This window comes from Obesumbacterium proteus (assembly GCF_001586165.1).
GTDB lineage: Bacteria > Pseudomonadota > Gammaproteobacteria > Enterobacterales > Enterobacteriaceae > Hafnia > Hafnia protea.
Genome location: NZ_CP014608.1, coordinates 3873062 through 3895924, shown reverse-complemented (window position 1 = coordinate 3895924; position 22863 = coordinate 3873062). Strand labels below are relative to the sequence as shown.

Below are 22863 nucleotides of genomic sequence, written 5' to 3'. Positions count from 1 at the left end.
TGTTAACGTAGCAAAATTATTTTTGGAGAAAATCTATGTTCCTATTTTTTAGGGCGCTGGCGTTTAGCCTGTGCCTCTGGTTGCCTATCTCTTGGGCGGCCGATAGTGGATGGTTGCAGAATCCACAAAACGATCATGCGCAGGTACGCATTAGCTCAAACCAGCCTGAAAACGGTATGGTTCGCCTTTTGCTTGATGTGAAGCTTAACGACGGTTGGAAAACCTATTGGCGTTCACCGGGCGAGGGCGGTATTGCGCCTGAAATCAAATGGCAAACGCCAATTGAAAATATGCACTGGGGATGGCCAACGCCGCAGCGCTTTGACGTTTCGGGCATTTCAACTCAGGGATATCACGGCGATACCGTATTTCCTATCACCGTCAATGTTCCAGCAACCGCCCAACGGCTTCAAGGTGTGCTGACACTATCTACCTGCAGCAACGTCTGTGTATTAAGTGATTTCCCTTTTGATTTGGATCTTACGCAGGCGACACCACCGGAGTTTGAGCATGCTTTTATACGTGCTCAGGGAACGCTGCCGCTGACGGAGGGTATGGTCAATCACGTTAAAGCCGGTTATCACAGCGGCGAACTGCGTGTGAGTGCCGAAAGAGAAGAGGGATGGCAAAAGCCAGAAATTTTCTTTGATGTGCCAGACGGCGCTGATTTTGCCAAGCCCAAAATCCAAATTGACGGTAGCCGTATTGTTGCCACGGTGCGCGTGACCGACGGTTGGGAAGGCAATGCGCCCGATCTTCACGGGCAAAAATTGAGTATGGTCTTCAGCGATGCGGGTATTGCGCAGCAGGCTATTCTCACCGTTGACGATCAATTGCCAGCTCCGGTTACCCCCTCCTTAGCGCTCTCAACGGCAATCCTATTTGCCTTACTGGGTGGGCTGATACTTAACCTGATGCCTTGTGTTTTACCTGTTTTAGCCATGAAGCTTGGATCGGTTTTGCAGTTGGAGAACCGTGAAAGTCGGGTCGTCCGTCGCCAATTTATGGCCTCGGCTACCGGTATTTTAGTGTCATTTTGGGCATTGGCCGGTGTGATGACGGCGCTGAGATTAAGCCAAAAAGCGGTTGGTTGGGGGATCCAATTCCAAAGCCCGTGGTTTATTGGGCTGATGGTGGTGGTCACGGCATTATTTAGTGCCAACTTGCTCGGCTTCTTTTCCATTCGCTTAGGCAGCAATACCACCACGCGGATAGCAACAGCCGGAGGCAACGGTAACAGCAGTCATTTCTGGCAGGGCGTTTTCGCCACGTTATTAGCCACGCCTTGCTCGGCGCCGTTTTTAGGCACGGCACTGGCTTTTGCGCTGGCGGCGCCGATGACCGATCTCTGGTTGGTGTTTACGGCTTTGGGTATTGGCATGAGTTTGCCGTGGCTGCTGATTGCCGCTTTCCCAATCGCCGCAAAAATGCTGCCGAAGCCAGGACAATGGATGAACCGTTTACGCATTGTGCTGGGAATGATGATGCTGGCCTCAAGCCTGTGGCTGATTAGCCTGTTGACTGCGCATGTTGGAACGCTGATTGCGTGGTCTTTGGGGGCTCTGTTGCTGGTGGTTTTGCTAATTCTTACTGGCATTCATTACGGACGTCGGCAGTTGCTGATCTGGGGAGCCGTATTGCTCTTGCTGAGCGGCGCGGCGCTCGCGGCAGGCGCGTTAACCGCTGAGCATTGGCGCACGCCGATGACCGATAGTGTGCAGTGGCAGCCTTTAAGTGAAGAGGCCATTTCACAGGCGTTAGGCCAAAACAAGAGGGTGTTTGTTGATGTCACGGCAGACTGGTGTGTCACCTGCAAAGCCAATAAATACAACGTATTGCTACGTGATGATGTACAGAAAGCCTTGAGTGAGCCGGATGTTGTGGCTCTACGAGGTGACTGGACGACGCCATCACCTGCAATCAATCAATTCCTTAAACAACGCGGCGCAGTCGCGGTTCCGTTTAATCAAATTTATGGTCCAAGCCTGCCAAGCGGTGAGGTGCTTTCCCCACTGCTCGATCGTCAAACCCTACTTAAAACGCTGTCGAATGCGAAGGAATAATGTCATGAAAACTAATATGAAAACCAACATGAAAACTAAAATGACTATGCTGATTCAGAGTGCGTTATTCACGATTGCCGCCGTGAGTTTCAGCGTTACAGCAGCCCCTTTAACGACCGAACAGCAGAATCAGGTACGTGAATTAATTCGTGAAACCTTAGTAAATAATCCGCAGATCTTGGAAGAGGCGGTGACCGCATGGCAGCAACAGAGTGCGGAGCAGGCCGGTGCCCAGTTGGGTAAAGTGATCGAGCAGAACCATGATGCGCTGTTTAACGACGCTGCTAGCCCACGCATTGGGGCTAAAAATGCCAAACTTACGCTGGTTTCTTTCACTGACTATAACTGTCCCTACTGCAAACAGTTTGATCCCCAACTTGAGAAGATCGTTAAAAAATATCCAGACGTCGCGGTGGTGATCAAACTCCTACCTTTCAAAGGGGAAACATCACAAAGCTCTGCGCAATATGCTCTAACGCTGTGGCAGCAAAACCCGGCACGTTTTGAAGCGTTGCATCAGCGGTTGATGTCTAAAAAGGGCTACCACACCGACAGCAGCATCGCGAGCGCGTTAAAATCCACGGATAATGCTGGCCTGAAAATCGATGATAAGACCTTAGATGAAGTTCGTAGCAGCCTGCGTTTGGCTGATGTGATGGGGGTACAAGGTACGCCTGCAACGCTGATTGGCCAGCAAATGATCCCTGGAGCGATTAGCTATGACGATCTGGAATAGGTGGTTAAAGCTGAATTAGCGCGGGCATCCTCATGATGCGGCTAAAAAAATGGGCGAGGGAGCTGGCCATTTTTATCGTGGTTTTAGCGGCATTCTCATGGGGAATGGATCAATGGCGCAAACCGCAGCCGCCGGAGATATCGCATCTGCCTGATATCACGTTAGTGAATGGTCAAACGGTTTCCTTAGCCGCGCTTAGCGCTGAAAAACCGCTGTTGATTTACTTCTGGGCGACGTGGTGTGGCGTATGTAAGCTGACTTCACCGATGGTTGAAGAACTCCATAAAGACGGCGTGAACGTGCTGAGTATCGCGATTCGTTCAGGCGATGATGAACGTCTGATGCGAGGCATGGCAGCGAAAGGTTTAACCTTCCCTGTTGTGAACGATCAACTGGGGCGCTTAGGGGCTGAGTGGGATATCAGCGCGACGCCAACGTTTGTGATCCTCAATAAGGGCAGCATGGTGAGCAGCACCAGCGGATGGAGTAGCCGTTGGGGAATTAAGATGAGGATGTGGTGGGCGGGGGTTTAGTGAGAGAGTTGGTTTGTGATGTTGCATATATCGCCTTAATGTAAGGTTTCGACCGCCGATCGTCTGTGAGCTTACGGTGTAAGGTTTCGACCGCCTATCAGCAACGGTATTCACATGCAAACTTAGTGAAGGCGTCCGATAAGGGTGGGCCAGACCGCCCACCCTTAACCCGCGCTCTTTTATCCGCAATGCCATCTCCGCGCCGGGTCGGCATGCGCCATCCATGGCGCCTCCTCCCCTAGTGGAAACCTCCTGTTTCCACTGCTCTAACTGCCAAGACTTAAACTATTTAAAAGATAAGAAGACAAAAATGTCTTTTGTCTTTTTTATGTTTAAAGAATGCATTTTAGAGCCGCCAGCAGGGATGCTGGTGGCAGGTTGAGGGCGCACAGGGATGTGCGCTCCGAGACCGGTCGGCCAAACGGTTCAGTCAAAAGCGCGCGAGTTGAGAGTCCCCGCGCAATGGGACTCTCATCGGACGCCTACGCCAGTGGTTTCATAGAAATGCATTTGCTAACCGGCGTACGAAATCGTCACCGGTATCAGCATATGCGATTGATGTACGAAACCTTTCACCGATCCAACGCTAAATTACATCAATCTGCCGATGAGCAAACATCCTTCTCTGCGCTCTTCACGCTTTCAGGCTTTTTTTTACGCGTTAGCGGAGTGCGTAGACGTTGAGCGACCACCACGCCGAGCAGAGCGATACCGCCGCCGATGAGATGATAGCTGTGCAGTTGCTCGTGTAGGAACGATACCGCAATGATGGCGGTGAACACCGGCGTTAGGTTCATAAAGATAGAGGCTTTATTGGCTCCTAATCGCACGACGCCCTGAATCCACAGGAATGGCGCAATAATCGAAGCAGGAATACCGGCAAACAGAACCAATGGAATATTTTGCGTGTTCAGACTTACGTTGTCGGTCAGCATGAAGTTAGGAATTAGCAACAACACGCCAAAGACGATCTGAATATACAGCGACTGCCAGTTGGGTAAATTGATATTCCAGCGTTTGGTTAACACCCCATAGAGCGCATAAGAAGCCGATGCCGCGAACATCATCAGCTCACCAGAACCAATGCCGTGAGTCAGCAGCTGTTGCGGGTTACCTCCGCTTACCAGCCACACGAGGCCGAAGAATGACATCACGCTGCCTAGTGCGATACCGACCGTGGGCACAATTCGTAGCAGCCAAATGCTGATCAGCACCGTTAACAGTGGGATAAGGGAGCTTAAAATGCCCATAAACAAGGCGCTGACGCTGTGTGCAGCGTAATAGGCCAAGCTTTGATACAGCACCATGCCGAGCAATCCCAGAATTAATAATTTTCCAAGATGCGGTCGAATGGCCTTTCGGTTGCGAATAACGCCGGGCAGCACAAAAGGCGTCAGTACTATCAGCGCTAACACCCAACGATAAAATGAGATGGCCGCTGGATCGATAGCGCCAGCCGAAACCTTACTGACAATGGCGTTGATTGACCAAATCAGTACGGCAAAAAGTGGAAACAGTGCATTCATGATATTTCTTCTCAAAACATTATTGTCGACAACAGTGGCGACGAGCGTTAGTTTACGCGTGTCTGGTTTATTAGATATAGTGATAACCAGACAAAATTTAATGAAATCCAGACAAACTGAATTATCACTAACTGTGATTGAGGCAAAGCGTTATGGCTCAGCAGCGCACATTTCCAACCTCTGAGGTGAGCTCGGTACGCAACCTATTTTTCCGCTGTGAAGAGGTCAACGCGGATACTGAATATCTGCCACATAGTCATCCGTGGGGGCAGCTGATTTATATTAGAACCGGTGTATTGGCGCTGAACGTGGGTGATCAGCGTTTTCTCGCGCCGTCGAAATTTGCTGTTTGGTTACCGGTTGGCGTTGAACACTCAAGCTATAACCGCAAACTGTCACAGTTTCGCACCATCAATATCAGTGATCGATTGTGCAAAGACCTCCCTCCGCAGGCCTGTTTGCTTAACGTTAGCCCGCTGTTTAATGCCATTGTGGATGATTGTTTTGAGCGCGATCTGATTTTGCCTGAATCACGTGAAGATATTCGCCTTTGTCGAGTCTTGGTGGATCAATTGAAACGAGCGCCGGTTCATCAAACCTATTTACCGACCTCGCAGGATAAATTCTTAGCGCCGGTGCTGCGTGTATTGGAAAGCTGCCCGTCAGATAACACGCCGCTCAGCGTTTGGGCACAGCGGGTATATACCACCGAGCGCACGCTCTCTCGCCGCTGCCAGAATGAGCTGGGGATGTCATTTAGCGAATGGCGGCAGCGCCTGCGTTTTCTGCACGCTTTGCCTTTATTAGAGCAGGGGAAAACCGTGCAAGAAGTCGCGTTGGAGGTGGGATACAGCTCGTCTTCGGCGTTTATTGTGATGTTTCAGCAAATCTCAGGCACAACGCCCGAACGATATCGGAAAGTCAGTTAATCTCAGTTAATCCATGAAAGCGTGCTGACTTATTTGGGCTCCATCCCTATTTGGTGGCAAAATAGCGCTTCAATCATTTTATTATTTACGCAGCGCACTGCGCCGGCGGGAGAATTACGTGAAAATTCTGGTCGATGAAAATATGCCTTATGCGGGTGAGTTATTCAGCCGTTTAGGAAATGTACAGGCAGTACGCGGGCGTCCATTGCCTACCGAAGCGTTGGTCGGCGCGGATGCGTTGATGGTTCGTTCGGTCACTAAGGTGAATGCTGAATTACTGAGTGGCACCAGCGTTCGCTTTGTCGGCACCGCCACTGCGGGCACCGATCACGTTGATGATAAATGGTTGAGCGATAACGATATTGGTTTTTCTGCGGCGCCAGGCTGTAATGCCATTGCCGTCGTGGAGTATGTTTTTTCTGCTTTAATGATGCTGGCCGAGCGCGATGGTTTTGACCTGCGCGAAAAAACAGTCGGTATCGTTGGCGTGGGGAACGTGGGTTCGCGTTTGAATCGTCGCCTGCAAGCATTAGGTGTGCAAACGCTGCTTTGCGATCCACCACGTGCGGCGAAGGGCGATGCAGAAACGTTCTACCCGCTGGAAAAATTGGTTCAGGATGCCGATATTCTGACTTTCCACACGCCGTTGAATAAAACGGGTGACGACAAAACGCTGCATCTGGTCGATGCTGAGCTGCTGGCGGCCTTGCCTGAAAACCGTATTTTGATTAATGCGGCGCGTGGCCCGATTGTTGATAATGCGGCTTTACTGGCCGCGTTGAAAAACGGCAAAAAACTGAGCGTGATCCTAGACGTGTGGGAACCTGAGCCGGACCTTTCTTTAGCGCTGTTGGATTTGGTGGATATCGGTACGCCGCATATCGCCGGTTATAGTTTAGAAGGCAAAGCGCGTGGCACAACACAGGTCTTTGAAGCTTACAGCGAGTTTATTGGCCAGCCGCAGCACGTCGCGTTAAGCGAGCTGTTACCGGTGCCAGAAATCGCGAGCGTAACCGTTCATGGCGCGCTGGATCAGGCAAAACTCAAACGTCTGATGCATCTAGTGTATGATGTGCGCCGCGACGATGCACCGCTGCGTCGTGTTGCAGGACAGGCCGGTGAGTTTGACCGCCTGCGTAAGCATTATCAGGAGCGCCGTGAATGGTCTTCGTTATGCGTGAAATGCGACGACAATGCGAGCGTTGAGCTATTGAATGCGCTGGGGTTTAGCGCCGAATTAATCTAGTGAGTGTGGCTTAGCTCTTATCCGCTTTGATGATGAGAGAGATGACCCCACCCCAACCCTCCCCTTGTCAGGGGAGGGGGCTGATCGAGTTTATCGGATGAGATCTCAGTTCGACTTCTTCCCAAGTTAAGGGGGAGGTTGGGAGGGGGTCTGGTTCATAGTGACTAAACGTTTTGTTTTCCAGCGCCCGTTTTACTTTATCAAGTGATGTCGGGCGCTCTGTATTTTTGCTTTTGGAGAAGAACATGACTGACGGCTGGAATATCGCCTTGTTAGGAGCGACCGGTGCGGTAGGTAGCGCACTGATGGAACAGTTGGCGGAACGTGAATTCCCGGTAGGAGAATTATTCCCTCTGGCTAGCGAGCGCAGCGCAGGTGAATCTGTGCGCTTTAACGGCAAGCAAATTCTGGTAGAAAATGCGGCCGAATTTGATTGGTCACAGGTGCAGTTGGCATTCTTCGTAGCAGGAACAGAAGCGTCTTTGCGCTATGCGGAAGAGGCCGGAAATGCGGGCTGTTTAGTGATTGATAGCAGCGATGCGTTTGCTATGGAACCTGATGTTCCGCTCGTGGTACCAAGTGTGAATCCACAAGCGCTGTCTGAATATCGTAACCGCAATATCGTGGTTGTCGCTGATAGCCTAGTGAGCCAATTGTTGACGGCCATTCGTCCATTGACCGACGAAGCCGGTCTGTCTCGCATTCATGTTACCAGTCTGCTGTCTGCTTCGGCACACGGTAAAGCGGCGGTTGATGATCTCGCGGGTCAAAGTGCTCGTTTGCTAAACGGCATTCCTTTCGAACCAGGCTTATTCCAGAAACAGCTGGCATTTAACCTGTTGCCGCTGGTGGCTGATGCACAAGGCAGCGTGCGCGAAGAGCGTCGCATGGTCGATCAGGTGCGTAAGATTTTACAAGATGAAAGCCTGCCGATGTCGGTTAGCGTGATCCAGTCTCCGGTATTTTATGGTCATGCGCAAACCGTGCATCTCGAAACGCTGCGTCCGGTATCTTCTGAAGAAGCCCGCGATGTGTTCGGCCGTTTGGACAGCATCGAGCTGAGCGAAGAGAATGATTATCCAACGCAGGTGGGAGACGCATCGGGTAATCCGCTGCTGAGCATCGGCTGTGTGCGCAATGACTACGGTTCACCTGATGTTGTTCAGTTCTGGTCGGTCGCGGATAACGTGCGTTTTGGTGGTGCTTTGATGGCTATCGAAACTGCGGAGCGCCTGATTCAGGAGTACATGTACTAATGTCTGATGTGTCGTTATCCGGTGTGGATGCAGAGATAGCAGCGGCAGAGCCAGAGGCTCTGCCTGCCAAACCGGTGTATAAAATTGCGCTCGGTATTGAGTATGACGGCAGCCAATACGCAGGATGGCAGCGTCAGCTTGATGCACCGAGCGTGCAGGAGTGTCTTGAAAAAGCGTTGAGTAAGGTCGCCTGTGAGCCGATTACGGTATCTTGTGCTGGCCGAACCGATGCGGGCGTTCATGCCACTGGGCAAGTCGTGCATTTCGAAACGCATGTTGCGCGTAAAGATGCGGCGTGGACGATGGGTGTGAACACCCATATGCCAAAAGATATTGCGGTACGCTGGGTAAAAAGCGTCAGCGAAGATTTTCATGCACGTTTTAGCGCTACGGCTCGCCGTTATCGCTATGTCATCTACAATCATCGCTATCGTCAGGCAGTTTTACAAAGCGGTCTGACGCATTTTTACCACCACTTAGACGCTGAACGGATGGAGCGAGCAGGTCAGGCACTGCTGGGCGAAAATGACTTCACGTCATTTCGGGCCTCACAGTGTCAGTCGCGAACGCCGTGGCGTAATGTGTCGCACCTAAAGGTGACGCGTTTAGGTGATTACGTGATTGTTGATATCAAAGCCAATGCCTTTGTCCATCATATGGTGCGTAATATCGTGGGTAGCCTGATGGAAATTGGCTGTGGCAATCAACCTGAAAGCTGGATGGCTGAACTGCTGGCGGCGAAAGATCGCAAGTTGGCAGCGGCGACGGCGAAAGCGGCCGGGTTGTATCTGGTTTCTGTCGATTATCCTGAACATTTTGGTTTACCGAAGGTTTCGATGGGGCCGCTGTTTTTAGCTGATTAGTTTTTAACCAATGAGTTTTTTGCGGCCCGTTTTTTGGCTGGTGGATGCCGCCAGCGTTATTTGGAGAGTGAAGTGCCATGGAATACATTCACTGGGTAATCGATTTTATTCTGCACATTGACGTGCATCTGGCTGAGTTGGTTGCACAGTATGGCGTGTGGGTTTATGCCATTCTGTTCTTGATCCTATTCTGCGAGACGGGTTTGGTGGTGACGCCATTCTTGCCGGGCGATTCTTTGCTGTTTGTGGCGGGAGCGCTGGCGGCGTTACCAACGAACGATCTCAACGTACATACCATGGTGGCGTTAATGATCGCTGCGGCCATTATTGGTGATGCGGTGAACTACACCATCGGCCGTTTGTTTGGTGAAAAGCTATTTAGTAACCCGAACTCCAAGATTTTCCGTCGTAGCTATCTGGATAAAACCCATGCGTTCTACGATAAGCACGGTGGTAAAACCATTATCTTGGCGCGATTTGTTCCTATTGTGCGTACCTTTGCACCGTTTGTCGCCGGTATGGGGCATATGTCCTATCGCCACTTTGCGATGTTCAACGTGATTGGCGCATTGCTGTGGGTTCTGCTGTTTACCTACGCGGGCTATCTGTTCGGTAATGTGCCAGTGGTGCAGGAAAACTTGAAACTGCTGATTGTCGCGATTATTGTGCTCTCTATTCTGCCGGGCGTGATCGAGGTATGGCGTCACAAGCGTGCAGCAAAAAAATCAGCGTCTAACTGATAGGTCGCTGTCACAGTTGAGAAATAAATTGTGTTTATTGTTCACCCAGAGTGTTCAATAAATGTAAACTCCACGCGGTTCGACCAGTTTTTTATCCACAGAGTCGAACCGTTGTGGTTTAATGAACGGCATTTATGGTCTGTTCCTGCTGGTATATCCGTCATCTTTCACGTTGCAGATGTGTTGGCCGCATGCGTTTTTCCGAGCCACTGACTGATGTCAGCGCATCGTGATTCGCAGGCTTCACCTTCCTGCACCATGGAATAGATAGGGTATAGTCTTAAGCGTTTTGATCCCGTAGCCAATTTGCTACTGTGATTTTAAAGACTATAGCGACAACGTTACATAATGGCATGAACAGAGGACTGGCATTTCGCCAGGTTCAAACAGAAAGGTCATCGATGAGCTGGATTGAACGAATTCTTAACAAAAGTAATATCACGCAAACCCGTAAGGCGAGCATTCCTGAAGGTGTCTGGACCAAATGCGACAGCTGCGGTCAGGTGCTTTATCGTGCCGAGCTGGAGCGTAATCTAGACGTTTGCCCGAAATGCGATCATCACATGCGTATGTCTGCACGTATGCGTTTGCATACTTTGCTGGACGAAGGCAGTGAGATTGAGCTGGGAAGCGAGCTGGAGCCGAAGGATATTCTTAAGTTTAAGGACTCCAAAAAATACAAAGATCGCATCTCTGCGGCGCAGAAAGAAACCGGTGAAAAAGACGCGTTGGTTGTGATGAAAGGCACTCTGAAAGGTATGCCTGTCGTTGCGGCGTCATTTGAATTTGCTTTCATGGGCGGTTCAATGGCTTCTGTGGTCGGTGCGCGCTTCGTTCGTGCGGTTGAGCAGGCGCTGGAAGATAACTGTGCGCTGATTTGTTTCTCTGCCAGCGGCGGTGCTCGTATGCAAGAGGCATTGATGTCTCTGATGCAGATGGCAAAAACCAGTGCTGCATTGGCGAAGTTGCAAGAACGCGGTCTGCCTTATATCTCGGTATTGACTGACCCAACCATGGGTGGTGTTTCTGCAAGTTTGGCGATGCTGGGTGACATTAACGTCGCCGAGCCAAAAGCGCTGATCGGCTTTGCCGGCCCTCGCGTTATCGAGCAGACCGTGCGTGAGAAATTGCCAGCAGGCTTCCAACGCAGTGAGTTCCTGATCGAGAAAGGTGCGATCGATATGATCGTCCGTCGTCCAGAAATGCGCGACAAATTGGCAAGCCTTGTGGCTAAAATGACAGGGCAACCAGAACCTGTCAGCAGTGAAGTCGTTCGCGAAATCCCTGTTGAAGGCGAGACTCAAGACTAAGTCTTCTCTCCTCATCTGGTTGTATACCCTCACAATTCGGGTTGCAGAAAGTCGGCTAATTTGTTGATACCTAGGGCATCCACCGTGTGTACCTCGCGTGATGTGCCTAGGGAAAATAGCTTAGCCAATGTGTATGCAGCCTGTCGTCATACGGGTATAGCAGTCTTATATCATAGCCCCATTCGGGGCTTTGTTGACTTCTTGAACCGGTTTGAACGGGACTCATGAACGATCAATGACTATGAACAATCTCCCAATCCCCCAAGCCACCTCGACCTTGAACGAATGGCTGCATTATCTAGAACACCTGCACAGTAAAACGATTGAGTTAGGACTGGATCGCGTCAAACGCGTCGCTGAAAACCTCGATCTCCTTAAACCCGCACCTACCGTATTTACCGTTGCCGGTACCAATGGCAAAGGCACCACCTGCCGAACCTTAGAATCTATCCTGATGGCCGCCGGTTTTCGGATGGGTGTCTACAGTTCCCCGCATCTGCTGCGCTACACCGAGCGAGTACGCATTCAGGGTGAAGAGCTCAGCGAAGCCGACCACTGCCGCTCCTTTGCGGCCTTAGAGGCAGGGCGCGGGGATATTTCTCTGACCTATTTCGAATACGGCACGCTTTCGGCCTTGCAGCTGTTTAAACAGTCGGCGCTGGACGTGGTGATCTTGGAAGTCGGCCTCGGCGGTCGTTTAGATGCCACAAACATTGTTGATCCAAGCGTGGCGGTGGTGACCAGTATCGCGCTGGATCATACCGACTGGCTGGGGCCAGATCGTGAAAGTATCGGGCGTGAAAAAGCAGGCATTTTCCGTGCAGGTATTCCAGCGATTGTGGGCGAGCCTGATATGCCGCTGACCATCGCTGAGGTTGCCGCAGATAAGGGCGCGAAGCTTTATCGTCGTGGTCACGACTGGAACTTCAGCGCCACCCAGCACGACTGGCAGTGGCAGGATGCAGACACCACGTGGTCGCATCTTCCACTACCGAAAGTGCCATTGCCTAATGCCGCCACCGCGCTGGCTGCGCTGCGTCATTGTGATCTTAAAGTCGATGAAGCGGCTATTCGCCAAGGGCTTGAAACCGCACAGTTACCTGGCCGGTTCCAAATTGTCAGCGAGCAGCCTTTGCTGATTTTGGATGTGGCACATAACCCTCATGCGGCAGGTTATCTGGCGGGGCGTTTGCAGCAGCTGCTAGAACAGCGTCCGGCTACGCAGCCTCGGCGCGTTCGTGCCGTCGTGGGAATGTTGGAAGATAAAGATATTGCGGGCACGCTGGCGTGTTTAAAACCGTTGATCGATGATTGGTACTGTGCGCCGCTGGAAGGGCCGCGTGGTGCTCCGGTCGCGCGTTTGGCTGAACATTTGGATGAACCAAACGTGTTTACCGACGTCGAAAGTGCGTGGCGAAAAGCGATGCATGATGCAGCTCCGCAGGATATCGTGATTGTTTGTGGCTCATTCCATACCGTTGCGCATGTTATGGCGGTATTAGAAACGCATCACTAGAAACGGAGAGAGCGAGTGGCAAGTAAGTTTCAGAATCGACTGGTTGGCTCGGTCATTATCGTTGCGCTGGGCGTAATCGTTTTGCCCGGTTTGTTAGACGGGCAGAAAAAACATTATCAGGATGAGTTTGCTGCTATTCCGCTGGTGCCAAAGCCAGGTGAGGATGATCCTACGGACGTTATTCCTCCGGTAACTCAACCTCTGAGCGAAACGCCTCAGATACCGCAGGAAGGCGCGAATGCTCAGACGCCGATGGATAACGGTAACGTGCCGACTCAGGACCGTGAAGGCGCAAGCACGGCGGTTTCGTCTAATACCCACCAAGGGCGCGGAGACATGGTTGAGTTGAAGCCGGTTGAAAGTAAGCCGGTGGAAAATAAACCTGTTGAACAGCCAAAACCGGTGAAGAAACCCGTTGAGAAGCCGAAACCAGTCGAACCACCGAAAATGGTAGAAGCGAAGCCGAAACCGGTCGAGAAACCCGTTGAACAGCCGAAGCCGGTTGAGCAACCAAAACCGGTCGAACAGCCTAAGCCAGTAGAGCAAACTAAACCTGCTGCGGTGCCGGAAGAAAAAGCACCGGCGGGGCAGGCGTATGTGGTGCAGCTAGGGGCATTACGCAATGCGTCTAAAGCGAGCGAGATTGTGGCTAAGCTGCGGTTGTCCGGTTACCGTGCTTATACGGTGCCAGCGTCGCCGGTGCAGGGCGAAATCACGCGTCTGTTTGTCGGGCCTGATGCCTCTAAACAAAAACTACAGTCTGCTTTGCCTGAACTTAATAGCATTAGTGGCTTGAATGGTCAGGTGCGCAGCTATAGCGGTAAATAGCGGTCGATAGGCGTTTCGAACGTCAATTCATCTAAACGATGAATCGTGTTCGATTTTACAGCAGCTTTGCTCCCAGCGATGAGAGCAGGGCTGTTGTTCTATTTGGATTGATACATTTGGGCGTTGGTTTAGTCGAGGGTACAAGCTGAATCTGTGTCAAATTTTTATGAGAATAAAATTTGCGAACAGGAAGGGAAATCCTCTACGCAAACGTTTTCTTTTTCTGTTAGAATTCGCCGCGAACTGGATGCCGAGGCAATTCTTGAATTGGAATAGTCATGGTTTGGATTGATTGGGTCATTATTGGCATCATCGGATTTTCGGCGTTAGTGAGCCTGATCCGAGGATTTGTGCGAGAAGCGTTGTCATTGGTTACGTGGGGGGCAGCATTCTTTGTCGCCAGCCATTTCTACACCTATCTCGCTGTCTACTTCACTCGTTTCGAAGATGCGCTGGTGCGTAACGGCATCGCGATTGCGATCCTATTTGTTGCAACGTTGATTGTCGGTGCCATTGTTAACTATGTGATTGGTTCGCTGGTAGAGCGAACCGGATTGAGCGGAACTGACCGCGTGCTGGGCATCTGTTTTGGTGCACTGCGTGGGGTGCTGATTGTCTCGGCGATTCTGTTCTTTTTGGATACCTTTACCTCGATGGCACAAAGTGCAGACTGGAAACAGTCACAGCTCATCCCACAGTTCAGTTACATCATCAGGTGGTTCTTTGACTACCTGCAGAGCACGTCGAGTTTCATACCGGAGCATTTGCCTTCTATTCCGCTCCCGCTCCGGTAACGCTGATGAGGAAATGACAACATGTGCGGTATTGTCGGTATCGCCGGTTTTACACCGGTAAACCAGTCGATTTATGATGCGTTAACGGTGCTTCAACACCGTGGGCAAGATGCCGCAGGCATCGTCACTATTGATGCCAATAATGGCTTCCGTTTGCGTAAGGCGAACGGTTTGGTGAAAGATGTGTTTGAAGCACGGCATATGTTACGCCTGCAGGGCAATATGGGTATCGGCCACGTTCGCTACCCAATGGCAGGCAGTTCCAGCGCATCCGAGGCGCAGCCGTTTTATGTCAACTCCCCATTCGGTATTACTTTGGCGCACAATGGTAATCTGACCAACGCGCACGAACTTAAGCAGAAACTGTTTGAGCGTGCGCGTCGCCACGTCAATACCACGTCTGATTCTGAAATTCTGCTGAATATCTTTGCTCACGAGCTGGATCGTTTTGACCACTATCCGCTGGAGTCCGATAACGTGTTTGCTGCCGTGGCGGCGACGCACCAGCAGATCCGTGGGGCTTACGCCTGCGTGCTGATGATCATTGGTCACGGTATGGTTGCTTTCCGCGACCCTAACGGCATTCGTCCATTGGTGATTGGTAAGCGTGATTTGGAAGATGGCCGTGTTGAGTACATGGTAGCTTCTGAGAGCGTGGCCTTGGATACCTTAGGCTTTGAGTTCATCCGTGACGTTGCGCCGGGTGAAGCGATTTATGTCACTGAAAAAGGGCAGCTGTTTACCCGCCAGTGTGCAGATAATCCGAAGAGCAATCCTTGCCTGTTTGAGTACGTTTATTTTGCTCGCCCAGACTCCTTTATCGACAAAATTTCTGTCTATAGCGCCCGTGTGCGCATGGGGCAGAAATTAGGCGCGAAAATCGCCCGTGAGTGGGAAGATCTGGATATCGACGTGGTTATTCCAATCCCTGAAACATCGTGTGATATCGCATTGGAGATTGCACGTATTCTGGAAAAACCGTATCGACAAGGTTTTGTTAAAAACCGCTACGTAGGACGCACGTTTATCATGCCGGGTCAGCAGGAGCGTCGCAAATCAGTGCGCCGCAAACTGAACGCGAACCGCGCAGAATTCCGTGATAAAAACGTGCTTCTGGTTGATGACTCCATCGTGCGCGGCACCACATCACAGCAGATTATGGAAATGGCGCGTGATGCAGGGGCGAAAAAAGTTTATTTAGCTTCTGCTGCACCTGAAATTCGTTTCCCTAACGTGTACGGCATTGATATGCCAAACGCGAACGAGCTGATTGCGCATGGTCGTGAGGTGAGTGAAATTGCCAAAATCATCGGCGCCGATGGTTTGATTTTCCAAGATCTCGACGATTTGATCGAAGCGGTACGTGAAGAAAACCCAGATATCGAACAGTTTGAATGCTCGGTATTTAACGGGATTTACGTCACGAAAGATGTGGATCAGGGTTATCTGGATTACCTGCAATCCCTGCGCAGCGATGACGCAAAAGCGATTCGCGGCCAGGAAGAAGCAGAGAATCTTGAGATGCATAACGAAGGGTAAGCTGGTTCAGTAGCCTATTCTTGATATTATTGCGGTGAAAGATTCCGTCCGCCTGTCAAATATTGAGTTTATTGGCACGTTAGTGTAGGCGTACGGGCAGAGACCACTAGCGCGTGGTCTCTGCACTCGCGCGCTTTTATCCGAGATGTCATTTCCGCTACGGTTTGGTATCGCCCATCCAGGGCGCCCCAAACTCCGCCGGTACATCCCTGTACCGGCGGCTCTCCCTACCAACACTTAAATAACTAAAAAGATAAGAAGATCTTTTATCTTTTTCATGTTGAAAGAATGCATTTTAGAGCCGCCAGCAGGGATGCTGGTGGCAGGTTGAGGGCGCACAGGATGTGCGCTCCGAAACCGGTCGGCCAAACAGCACGGTAAAAAGCGCGAGAGTGAAGAGGTTGCGCGCTGGCAACCTCTTCTCGGACGCTTACGCAATAGTTTAGGGAAGCGTAAAAGTTAACAGCGTACGAAACCTTGCACCGAGCCTCTATAAAAGATTGGTAAAAGTCCCAATTTGGGATAGGATCCATTAATCCTATTCTGAGGTTTGTGGAGTGGTAGATGAATATTCGCCCCATCCGTAATGAACAAGATTACAAAGCTGCGTTGAAAGAGGTATCGCCCCTTTTTGATAATCCTCCAAAACCGAACACGCCTGAAGGGGATAGTTTTGAAGTTATGCTTACTCTGATAGAAGCATATGAGTCTAAACATTTTCCAGTTGATCTTCCCGATCCTGTTGAAGCAATCAAGTTTCGCATGGAGCAATCTGGTTTGACAGTTCGCGATCTGACTGCGGCGATTGGCAACCCAAATCGAGTGTACGAAGTATTAAATCGTAAACGTAATTTAACGTTACCGATGATCCGACGGTTACACACGTTGTTTGGCATTCCTGCCGAATGCCTGATTAAATCTGCAAAAGTAGGCCAACACTCATGAAACGTTTAATTATCGGTATCTCTGGTGCCAGCGGTGCAATCTACGGTGTACGTTTACTGGAAGTGCTGCAGGGTGTGCCTGATATCGAAACTCATCTCATCATGAGTAATGCCGCTCGTCAGACGTTGGCATTGGAAACCGACCTGCAGCTGCGAGACGTGCAGAGTTTAGCCGATGTGGTTCACGATTCGCGTGATATCGCTGCCAGCGTTTCCTCGGGGTCGTTCAAAACGGCGGGGATGGTTATTCTGCCTTGCTCAATGAAAACCCTGTCGGGCATTGTTCATAGCTATACGGACAATCTGCTAACCCGTGCAGCTGACGTGGTGTTGAAAGAGCATCGTCGTTTAGTGCTTTGTGTACGAGAAACGCCGTTGCATCTGGGGCATTTGAGAATGATGACCACCGCCGCCGAATTGGGTGCCATTGTTATGCCTCCGGTACCCGCGTTTTATCATCGTCCGCAAACGCTGCAAGATATTATCGATCAAACCGTCAATCGTGTTATCGATCAGTTCGATATTGAAATGCCTGAAGATCTGTTCACCCGCTGGGGCGGTGGGCATAAATAATAGTAACACTGGTGCAACATTAGTGCATTTTTGCAACATTGATCACCTTTGGTGCATAAAGTCTGTTTTTCCCCCTCTTGAACCTGTCGTTTTGCTATTGCTGCTCTATCTTTGCTAAAGCGAGGCAGAGTAGCTCATCCCTATGAAGCCTATGTCTTGAAGCCTGTAGTGCCGCGTTGCACCGTGTTGTGCTGCGTACTCTCAGCGTCTTTGTGATGAACGTTTCGCCTTGAAATACGGCATGGCATGAAACCTGCTAAAGATTTCAATGCACGCCTCGCTTGCAAGCCTATAACAATTTTAAGTCTAACCATTGAGTTCGACACGCTGCGTCACTGCGATGCAGTCAACACAAAAACATCACGACCATAAACCGTTTTCTTGAGGGTAAAGTATGAAGAAGCACGTCCTAGCGGTATCTCTGTTTTTGGCGATGGTAGGTTCTTCCAGCGTGTTTGCTGCTGTTCCCGATCATATCCGTGTGGGGACTGATCCAACCTATGCGCCGTTTTCCTCTAAAAATCCGCAAGGTCAGCTCGTTGGGTTTGATATCGATTTGGCGAAAGAGCTGTGCAAGCGAATCAATACTCAATGTACTTTCGTGGAGAGCGATTTTGACGCGCTGATCCCTTCACTGAAAGCCAAGAAAATCGACACTATCATTTCTTCGCTGTCGATTACCGAAAAACGCCAGAAAGAAATCGCCTTCACTGAAAAGCTCTACGCGGCAGATTCTCGCCTCGTAGCAGCGAAAGGTTCACCGATTCAACCAACCTTGGAATCTCTTAAAGGCAAGCACGTAGGCGTATTGCAGGGCTCAACCCAAGAAACCTATGCGAACCAGCATTGGCGTCCACAAGGTGTTGATGTGGTGCCTTATCAAAATCAGGATTTAATTTACGCTGACTTAGCCGCAGGTCGAATTGATGCTGCGTTTCAGGATGAAGTTGCTGCGAGCGAAGGCTTCTTGAAACAGCCAGCCGGTAAGGATTATGCGTTTGCGGGGCCTTCGGTAAAAGATAACGCCATTTTTGGCGTGGGTACTGGAATGGGCCTGCGTAAAGATGAAACGGATTTGAAAGTCGCCTTGGATAAAGCCTTCGATTCAATGCGTAAAGATGGCACCTACGATAAGTTCGCCAAAAAATATTTTGATTTTAACGTTTACGGCGGTTAATCCGAGGTCAGGCACCCTCCGCTTTGAGGCGGGTGCCTATGGGTTAAGTGGTACGCTATGAAATGGCAGGTTGAATAATGCTACAAGGCTACTCCCAACTAATTCTTAATGGTGCCCTCGTTACGCTGGAGCTGGCCGTGAGCTCGGTGCTGCTCGCCGTTGTAATCGGTTTAATTGGGGCTGCCGCCAAGCTCTCTCGTTCATCCGTCCTTGCGACGATCTTTGAAGGTTACACCACGCTAATTCGCGGTGTTCCCGATCTGGTGTTAATGCTGCTGATCTTCTATGGCCTACAGATGATGTTAAATCAGCTGACCGATTTATTGGGTTGGTCGCAGTTTAATATCGATCCGCTGGTTGCCGGAGTGATCACACTGGGTTTTATCTATGGTGCCTATTTTACCGAAACTTTTCGCGGCGCATTTATGGCGGTGCCAAAAGGTCAGATAGAAGCCGCTACCTCTCTTGGTTTTTCCAACAGCAAGATTTTCCGGCGTATTTTGTTTCCTGCGATGATGAGATATGCCCTGCCAGGGATTGGCAACAATTGGCAGGTGATCCTGAAAGCGACGGCGTTGGTTTCATTGCTTGGCTTAGATGATTTGGTCAAAGCCACTCAGATTGCAGGCAAGGGAACTTGGCAGCCGTTTTACTTCGCTATTGTGGCCGGCGTGATCTATCTGCTATTTACCACGCTATCGAACGGCGTGCTGTTGCTGCTTGAGAAACGTTATTCAGCGGGCGTGAGAAGGGCCGAGCTATGAACGAGATTATTCATGAGTATTGGAAATCATTGCTCTGGACCGACGGTTTTCGTTTTACAGGGATCGCCATCACGCTGTGGTTGCTGATTGCCTCGGTGGTGATGGGGGGGGGCGTACTTGCCGTTTTGCTTTCCGTGGCGCGAGTCTCTCCGAATCGTTGGGTTTCAACGCCGGTTTGGTGTTTCACATGGATATTTCGCGGAACGCCGCTGTATGTTCAGCTGTTGGTATTTTATTCAGGCATGTACACGCTGGAGATTGTGAAAGGAACCGAACTGCTGAACGCTTTTTTCCGCAGCGGGCTTAACTGTGCGCTGCTGGCATTAACCTTGAATACCTGCGCCTATACCACGGAAATTTTTGCCGGAGCGATCCGTGCGGTGCCTCATGGGGAAATTGAAGCCGCTAACGCTTATGGGTTCTCGCGCTTTAAACTTTACCGCTGCATTATTTTGCCATCGGCATTACGCACGGCGTTACCGGCGTACAGCAATGAAGTCATCCTGATGCTGCATTCAACGGCGCTGGCGTTCACTGCCACGGTGCCAGATTTGCTCAAGGTTGCACGGGATATCAACTCTGCAACCTATCAACCCTTTACCGCATTCGGTATTGCCGCAGTGCTGTATCTGACCATTTCTTATGTGCTCATTCGGCTGTTTCGTAAAGCGGAAAAACGCTGGATGGCACACGTAAACCCTTCGTTAACTCACTGAGCTGCCGTTTATGAATCCAACAAAACTTAACGTTATCGAATTGCATAAACGCTATGGCGATCATGAAGTGCTTAAAGGCGTGTCACTGACCGCTCAGGCAGGCGATGTGATTAGCATCATCGGATCTTCCGGATCGGGGAAAAGCACGTTTTTACGCTGCATTAATTTTCTGGAAAAACCGAGCGAAGGATCGATTGCCATTAACGGTGCTGATATCGGCTTAGTAAGAGATACAGATGGCCAATTAAAGGTGGGTGATAAAAAGCAATTACGCTTGTTGCGTACGCGTTTGACGATGGTATTCCAGCATTTCAATCTGTGGAGTCACATGACGGTGTTGGAAAACGTGATGGAAGCGCCGATTCAAGTACTTGGGCTAAGTAAATCAGAAGCACGCGAGCGGGCTATCCGCTATCTGGAAAAAGTGGGCATCGATGAAAGGGCACGAGGTAAATACCCGATCAATCTTTCTGGTGGGCAGCAACAGCGCGTGTCTATTGCTCGGGCATTAGCGATGGAGCCTGAAGTGCTCTTGTTTGATGAACCGACGTCTGCGCTCGATCCTGAACTAGTTGGTGAGGTATTGCGCATTATGCAAAAACTGGCCGAGGAAGGAAAAACGATGGTGGTTGTGACACACGAAATGGGCTTCGCCCGTAATGTTTCTAGCCACATCATCTTTTTGCATCAGGGCGTGATTGAAGAACAGGGGCCACCGGAGTTGGTATTTGGCAGCCCGAAGAGTACGAGGTTGCAGCAGTTTTTGTCGGGGGCAATGAAGTAGGGGGAGTTTCAATGATTTGTATCACTCCAGTGTAATATTCCGCGCGCCAGTCAATACCGAGTTTCATTGGCCGATACGTGAAGGCGTGCGGGCAGAGACCACCGGCGCGTGGTCTCTGCACTCTCGCGCTTTTTACCGAGTCGTTTGTCCGACCGGTTTCGGAGCGTACATCCTGTACGCCCTCAACCTGCCGCCAGCGTCCCTGCTGGCGGCTCTAAAATGCATTTCATCCAACATGGAAAAGATAAAAGATAATTTAGTCTCTTTGTCTTTTTAATAGTTTAAGTCTTGGTAGTGAGAGCAGTGAAAACAGGATGTTTTCACGAGGGGAGGAGGCGCCAAGGATGGCGCATGCCGACCCGGCGCGGAGATTGCGTCTCGGATAAAAGCGCGAGGATTGAAGGGGCGCGCGCTGGCGCCCCTCATCGGTCGCCTTCGATTTAGCTATATGTGATAGCGGTTATTGATAGGCGGACGAAACCTTACACGAAGGCTACATACACACTTGGCAGACGAAACCTTACACGAAGGCTACATACTCACTTAGCGAATGAACCCTTCCCCCTACTTAAAACTCCTTCCCCAACACATTCCTCAACGCATCTTCCAACTCAAAATACCTGAACCCAAATCCGGCTTCATCCAGCCTTTTGGGAATGGCACGCTGTCCGCTGAGGACTAGCACGCTGGCTTCACCCATGAGGGTTTTTATCGCAAATGCTGGCGTGCGTACCACCGTAGGGCGGCCCAAAATCTCGCCTAATGTGGCGATAAATTGTTCATTGTGAACGGGATAGGGGGAAGTCATGTTGAACGGGCCGTTGAGCGTTGGGCATTCCAGCAAATAGAGAATGGCGTTGACCATGTCATCAATGTGGATCCACGGCATATACTGTCGGCCATTGCCCATTTCCCCGCCCAAACCGAGTCGGAAAAGAGGAAGCATTTTGCTTAATGCACCGCCGTCGGGTGCCAAAACAATGCCTGTGCGCATTAGGCAGACGCGTGTTTTCTCGCTGGAGGCTTGTAAGGCAATGCCTTCCCAGCGCGCGCAGAGATCGTGGGTAAACTCATGATGCGGGGTATCGTCTTCGGTGACCAAGGCTTCACCTTGGTTGCCATAATATCCCACGGCCGAACCTGATAGCAGCGCAGAAGGCGGCGTAGCGCTGTTATGAATCAGTTCGACAAGGCGTTCGGTAATATCCCAACGGCTATGGCAAAGACGCTGTTTTTGCTCTTCTGTCCAGCGTTTATCCGCGATAGGCTCACCGGCCAGATTAATCACGGCGTCGTAGCCGTCCAGCGTTGAAAGCGCTTCCAAAGACGTTACGTAGTGAACGTTATCGCCGAGCTTTTCCCTCGCTTTCTGCGGATCGCGGGTTAAAACCGTGAGCTCGTGGTGCAGCGTCAACAGACGTTGGCAAAGAGGTTTGCCGATAAGCCCCGTTCCGCCAGTGATAAAAATACGCATAAGCCTTCTCCAAGATCAGGGATATGTCTATCCTTCACCCTTGATATAACGCGAGTTATTTAGGGTATATGTCGCTATTCATTCGCTTTACGGTAGCGCATGGTCATCGAGACAGAATCTGCATAGCGCAGGGCGTAAAGCTTATCGACCTCTACTTCAGCATAGGTGACCCAGTGGTGTTCACAAGCGATGTTGAGGACATCCTGAGTTAATTTTTCCAACAGTGCGAAACGATTATCCTCAACGTGGGCAATGATGCGTTTCGTTATCGTGCGATAGTTAAGCGCGTCGGCGATATTCTCGCTTTTCCGCGCCTGTTCTGCTGGGTAATGGATCACAACGTTGATAACAACGTCTTGTTTATTCTTGATTTCTTCTTCTTTTATCCCAATGAAAGTGCGCAGCCGCAGGTTTTTAATACGAATGATGGCATCAGGCTGTAAAAAGCTCATAGGGTGTCCTTATCAAATGCGATGTCGCATTCAGCATACAGGGAAAGCATAACGATGATAATAGAGAAGAGATGGCCAGCATGAGCGCTGGCCTATATCG

22 protein-coding genes are annotated in these 22863 nt (G+C 50.5%); 19 read left to right on the top strand and 3 right to left on the bottom strand.

Annotated features, from left to right (window positions below):
* Window positions 1-35 precede the first annotated feature (35 nt).
* The 3 genes from DSM2777_RS18300 to DSM2777_RS18290 are packed head-to-tail and all read left to right on the top strand — an operon-like array spanning window position 36 to window position 3332.
* Entirely contained in the window at window positions 36-2063 is a 2028-nt protein-coding gene (locus DSM2777_RS18300) for a protein-disulfide reductase DsbD family protein (RefSeq protein WP_061554785.1), read from the top strand.
* A 40-nt stretch (window positions 2064-2103) separates the two neighbouring features.
* Window positions 2104-2799 carry a DsbA family protein gene (locus DSM2777_RS18295; RefSeq protein ID WP_418009427.1) on the top strand — a complete coding sequence of 232 codons (696 nt, stop codon included), beginning with the start codon at window positions 2104-2106 and terminating at the stop codon, window positions 2797-2799.
* A 32-nt stretch (window positions 2800-2831) separates the two neighbouring features.
* Complete coding sequence (locus tag DSM2777_RS18290; protein WP_061554784.1) at window positions 2832-3332, top strand: protein disulfide oxidoreductase; 501 nt, start codon at window positions 2832-2834, stop codon at window positions 3330-3332.
* 596 nt (window positions 3333-3928) lie between these two features.
* Here the strand turns inward: DSM2777_RS18290 and DSM2777_RS18285 are convergent.
* Window positions 3929-4858, bottom strand: coding sequence for a DMT family transporter (locus tag DSM2777_RS18285; RefSeq protein WP_061554783.1), 930 nt, complete (start codon window positions 4856-4858; stop codon window positions 3929-3931).
* A gap of 152 nt (window positions 4859-5010) precedes the next feature.
* Between DSM2777_RS18285 and DSM2777_RS18280 the strand changes: the two genes are divergently transcribed.
* From DSM2777_RS18280 to hisP, 16 genes are all read left to right on the top strand, one after another.
* Window positions 5011-5787: an AraC family transcriptional regulator gene (locus DSM2777_RS18280; protein WP_046457600.1), complete on the top strand. Its 777-nt coding sequence runs from the start codon at window positions 5011-5013 to the stop codon at window positions 5785-5787.
* 118 nt (window positions 5788-5905) lie between these two features.
* Entirely contained in the window at window positions 5906-7033 is a 1128-nt protein-coding gene (gene pdxB, locus DSM2777_RS18275; protein ID WP_061554782.1) for a 4-phosphoerythronate dehydrogenase PdxB, read from the top strand.
* A 245-nt stretch (window positions 7034-7278) separates the two neighbouring features.
* The gene (locus DSM2777_RS18270; RefSeq protein WP_040046405.1) at window positions 7279-8289 is read left to right on the top strand and encodes an aspartate-semialdehyde dehydrogenase; all 1011 of its coding nucleotides are present in this window, start codon (window positions 7279-7281) and stop codon (window positions 8287-8289) included.
* Complete coding sequence (gene truA, locus DSM2777_RS18265) at window positions 8289-9152, top strand: tRNA pseudouridine(38-40) synthase TruA (protein ID WP_061554781.1); 864 nt, start codon at window positions 8289-8291, stop codon at window positions 9150-9152. Before DSM2777_RS18270 ends, truA begins: the two co-directional genes overlap by 1 nt.
* Window positions 9153-9229: 77 nt before the next feature.
* Window positions 9230-9892: a DedA family protein gene (locus DSM2777_RS18260; RefSeq protein WP_046457597.1), complete on the top strand. Its 663-nt coding sequence runs from the start codon at window positions 9230-9232 to the stop codon at window positions 9890-9892.
* Window positions 9893-10293: 401 nt separating this feature from the next.
* A complete protein-coding gene (gene accD / locus DSM2777_RS18255; protein ID WP_046457596.1) occupies window positions 10294-11202 on the top strand; it encodes an acetyl-CoA carboxylase, carboxyltransferase subunit beta in 909 nt (302 codons plus the stop codon).
* Window positions 11203-11443: 241 nt separating this feature from the next.
* The gene (folC, locus tag DSM2777_RS18250; protein ID WP_061555433.1) at window positions 11444-12718 is read left to right on the top strand and encodes a bifunctional tetrahydrofolate synthase/dihydrofolate synthase; all 1275 of its coding nucleotides are present in this window, start codon (window positions 11444-11446) and stop codon (window positions 12716-12718) included.
* Between the two features lie 15 nt (window positions 12719-12733).
* Window positions 12734-13546 (top strand): cell division protein DedD, encoded by an 813-nt coding sequence (gene dedD / locus DSM2777_RS18245; RefSeq protein WP_061554780.1) that lies wholly within the window; start codon window positions 12734-12736, stop codon window positions 13544-13546.
* A gap of 278 nt (window positions 13547-13824) precedes the next feature.
* Window positions 13825-14340 carry a colicin V production protein gene (cvpA, locus tag DSM2777_RS18240; protein ID WP_025797824.1) on the top strand — a complete coding sequence of 172 codons (516 nt, stop codon included), beginning with the start codon at window positions 13825-13827 and terminating at the stop codon, window positions 14338-14340.
* A gap of 21 nt (window positions 14341-14361) precedes the next feature.
* The gene (purF, locus tag DSM2777_RS18235; RefSeq protein ID WP_061554779.1) at window positions 14362-15879 is read left to right on the top strand and encodes an amidophosphoribosyltransferase; all 1518 of its coding nucleotides are present in this window, start codon (window positions 14362-14364) and stop codon (window positions 15877-15879) included.
* Between the two features lie 564 nt (window positions 15880-16443).
* Window positions 16444-16824 (top strand): helix-turn-helix domain-containing protein, encoded by a 381-nt coding sequence (locus DSM2777_RS18230; protein WP_025797828.1) that lies wholly within the window; start codon window positions 16444-16446, stop codon window positions 16822-16824.
* Window positions 16821-17396, top strand: coding sequence for a UbiX family flavin prenyltransferase (locus DSM2777_RS18225; protein ID WP_025797830.1), 576 nt, complete (start codon window positions 16821-16823; stop codon window positions 17394-17396). The genes DSM2777_RS18230 and DSM2777_RS18225 overlap by 4 nt, the downstream gene beginning before the upstream one ends.
* Before the next feature lie 394 nt (window positions 17397-17790).
* Window positions 17791-18573: a histidine ABC transporter substrate-binding protein HisJ gene (hisJ, locus tag DSM2777_RS18220; protein ID WP_040046410.1), complete on the top strand. Its 783-nt coding sequence runs from the start codon at window positions 17791-17793 to the stop codon at window positions 18571-18573.
* Between the two features lie 77 nt (window positions 18574-18650).
* Complete coding sequence (gene hisQ / locus DSM2777_RS18215) at window positions 18651-19337, top strand: histidine ABC transporter permease HisQ (RefSeq protein WP_061554778.1); 687 nt, start codon at window positions 18651-18653, stop codon at window positions 19335-19337.
* Window positions 19334-20053: an ABC transporter permease gene (locus DSM2777_RS18210; RefSeq protein WP_061554777.1), complete on the top strand. Its 720-nt coding sequence runs from the start codon at window positions 19334-19336 to the stop codon at window positions 20051-20053. The genes hisQ and DSM2777_RS18210 overlap by 4 nt, the downstream gene beginning before the upstream one ends.
* Window positions 20054-20063: 10 nt before the next feature.
* Window positions 20064-20837, top strand: coding sequence for a histidine ABC transporter ATP-binding protein HisP (gene hisP, locus DSM2777_RS18205; protein WP_061554776.1), 774 nt, complete (start codon window positions 20064-20066; stop codon window positions 20835-20837).
* 568 nt (window positions 20838-21405) lie between these two features.
* Here the strand turns inward: hisP and DSM2777_RS18200 are convergent.
* Entirely contained in the window at window positions 21406-22311 is a 906-nt protein-coding gene (locus DSM2777_RS18200; protein ID WP_061554775.1) for a TIGR01777 family oxidoreductase, read from the bottom strand.
* A 74-nt stretch (window positions 22312-22385) separates the two neighbouring features.
* Window positions 22386-22763, bottom strand: a complete 378-nt coding sequence (folX, locus tag DSM2777_RS18195; protein WP_046457590.1) for a dihydroneopterin triphosphate 2'-epimerase — start codon at window positions 22761-22763, stop codon at window positions 22386-22388.
* Window positions 22764-22863 lie beyond the last annotated feature (100 nt).

What these genes read in the sequence shown, in the direction of transcription:
- DSM2777_RS18300 (WP_061554785.1), top strand. Translation starts at nt 36, where the DNA reads ATGTTCCTATTTTTTAGGGCGCTGGCGTTTAGCCTGTGCCTCTGGTTG.
- DSM2777_RS18295 (WP_418009427.1), top strand. Translation starts at nt 2,104, where the DNA reads ATGACTATGCTGATTCAGAGTGCGTTATTCACGATTGCCGCCGTGAGT.
- DSM2777_RS18290 (WP_061554784.1), top strand. Translation starts at nt 2,832, where the DNA reads ATGATGCGGCTAAAAAAATGGGCGAGGGAGCTGGCCATTTTTATCGTG.
- DSM2777_RS18285 (WP_061554783.1), bottom strand. Translation starts at nt 4,858, where the DNA reads ATGAATGCACTGTTTCCACTTTTTGCCGTACTGATTTGGTCAATCAAC.
- DSM2777_RS18280 (WP_046457600.1), top strand. Translation starts at nt 5,011, where the DNA reads ATGGCTCAGCAGCGCACATTTCCAACCTCTGAGGTGAGCTCGGTACGC.
- DSM2777_RS18270 (WP_040046405.1), top strand. Translation starts at nt 7,279, where the DNA reads ATGACTGACGGCTGGAATATCGCCTTGTTAGGAGCGACCGGTGCGGTA.
- truA (WP_061554781.1), top strand. Translation starts at nt 8,289, where the DNA reads ATGTCTGATGTGTCGTTATCCGGTGTGGATGCAGAGATAGCAGCGGCA.
- DSM2777_RS18260 (WP_046457597.1), top strand. Translation starts at nt 9,230, where the DNA reads ATGGAATACATTCACTGGGTAATCGATTTTATTCTGCACATTGACGTG.
- accD (WP_046457596.1), top strand. Translation starts at nt 10,294, where the DNA reads ATGAGCTGGATTGAACGAATTCTTAACAAAAGTAATATCACGCAAACC.
- folC (WP_061555433.1), top strand. Translation starts at nt 11,444, where the DNA reads ATGAACAATCTCCCAATCCCCCAAGCCACCTCGACCTTGAACGAATGG.
- cvpA (WP_025797824.1), top strand. Translation starts at nt 13,825, where the DNA reads ATGGTTTGGATTGATTGGGTCATTATTGGCATCATCGGATTTTCGGCG.
- purF (WP_061554779.1), top strand. Translation starts at nt 14,362, where the DNA reads ATGTGCGGTATTGTCGGTATCGCCGGTTTTACACCGGTAAACCAGTCG.
- DSM2777_RS18230 (WP_025797828.1), top strand. Translation starts at nt 16,444, where the DNA reads ATGAATATTCGCCCCATCCGTAATGAACAAGATTACAAAGCTGCGTTG.
- DSM2777_RS18225 (WP_025797830.1), top strand. Translation starts at nt 16,821, where the DNA reads ATGAAACGTTTAATTATCGGTATCTCTGGTGCCAGCGGTGCAATCTAC.
- hisJ (WP_040046410.1), top strand. Translation starts at nt 17,791, where the DNA reads ATGAAGAAGCACGTCCTAGCGGTATCTCTGTTTTTGGCGATGGTAGGT.
- hisQ (WP_061554778.1), top strand. Translation starts at nt 18,651, where the DNA reads ATGCTACAAGGCTACTCCCAACTAATTCTTAATGGTGCCCTCGTTACG.
- DSM2777_RS18210 (WP_061554777.1), top strand. Translation starts at nt 19,334, where the DNA reads ATGAACGAGATTATTCATGAGTATTGGAAATCATTGCTCTGGACCGAC.
- hisP (WP_061554776.1), top strand. Translation starts at nt 20,064, where the DNA reads ATGAATCCAACAAAACTTAACGTTATCGAATTGCATAAACGCTATGGC.
- DSM2777_RS18200 (WP_061554775.1), bottom strand. Translation starts at nt 22,311, where the DNA reads ATGCGTATTTTTATCACTGGCGGAACGGGGCTTATCGGCAAACCTCTT.
- folX (WP_046457590.1), bottom strand. Translation starts at nt 22,763, where the DNA reads ATGAGCTTTTTACAGCCTGATGCCATCATTCGTATTAAAAACCTGCGG.